The 1,074-nt window shown below is 64.9% G+C and carries 2 protein-coding genes; both read left to right on the forward strand.

The features are described from left to right. Nucleotides 1–177 precede the first annotated feature (177 nt). Nucleotides 178–510 carry a hypothetical protein gene (locus D0Z08_RS31560; protein WP_118929248.1) on the forward strand — a complete coding sequence of 111 codons (333 nt, stop codon included), beginning with the start codon at nucleotides 178–180 and terminating at the stop codon, nucleotides 508–510. Nucleotides 511–630: 120 nt separating this feature from the next. Next, a complete protein-coding gene (locus D0Z08_RS31565) occupies nucleotides 631–930 on the forward strand; it encodes a DUF7668 domain-containing protein (RefSeq protein WP_147381619.1) in 300 nt (99 codons plus the stop codon). Nucleotides 931–1,074: the final 144 nt, after the last annotated feature.

The raw sequence follows: 1,074 nt of genomic DNA on the forward strand, positions 1-1,074 counted from the left end.
CTTCTACAACCACCAGCGCCGACACAGCGCGGCGGGCATGATGAGCCCGATCAACTACGAGAACACCGCGGCCCCCGACCGGGAAGCCGCATAGGGAAGCCCTCCACGATTCGGGGGGAACCACAATTCGAGTTCTCCTGCGGATCTTGCGGCGGTGTCGCCGCGACCCTTTCCGTGATGGAGTTCGAGCAACCCGTCGACGCCGGCCCTATGCCCGATGGGAGCCGTCTTACCTGGACGCCAGAAGCGCCCTCCTATCGACTTGAGTTCATCGGCGTCATCACTGGCAAGGCGTCGGCCGATCTGGCCGATCTCGTGTCCGGACTGGACGAACTCGACCCCTTGGCCCTACGGGGCGTCGATTGGGAGATGGCAGCGTTCTGCTGCCACCACTGCCAGCTCAACTACTGTTCGAAGTGCTGGTCGACGTGGGTCGAATTCGACGATGGCTTCTATGACTGCACGCGAGGCCGGTGTCCCCGCAACCATGAGCAGACGCTCGACGACTGACCCCACACACGCAGCCTCAGGGGCTGCGCCGACCCTCATCGCGACCGACAACCTCGAACTTCTGGCGGCAGTAGCGGGCGGCACCGCGCACGTGTCAGCAACCGGCCATAGTCTCGAGCCGTGCCGATTCCTACTCGCTTCCGACCAGCGATCCGAGCCGAACTCGATGCTCTGGTGCAGGGTGAGCGGCCCTCGCTGCTCACCTGGGTGCGCAACTACGGCTCGACGGGTGCGGTGCTGACCGTTCAGCCCGACGATGTTTGGACGCATCCCGATAGTGACCTCGAGATTCGTCCAGACGGGACCGCCTACGGCGTCGTGCCCCTATGGACGACCGAAGAGAGTCCGAGCGACATTGCGGCCGAGTTCGAGGTGGATACGCGGGGACGAGCCGAGATTCTCGACGTGCGCGTGCTCTAGGACCCAGGCGCGCGCCGGGCGGCTACTTGTTTCATTGACGTCAGGATCGGTGCCTGGCGAGGCTCGGTCCAGGCGTCCGGTCCGTGGCTCTCTGTGCGGCTGCCCACGACACGTTCGTGTGGCTCACTACTGGCATGCGCGGGC

Origin of the sequence: Nocardioides immobilis, from assembly GCF_003515065.1 — a bacterium.
Lineage (GTDB): Bacteria > Actinomycetota > Actinomycetes > Propionibacteriales > Nocardioidaceae > Nocardioides > Nocardioides immobilis.

Excerpts from the sequence above, each read along its gene's own strand:
- D0Z08_RS31560 (WP_118929248.1), top strand. The coding sequence starts at position 178 with ATGGAGTTCGAGCAACCCGTCGACGCCGGCCCTATGCCCGATGGGAGC.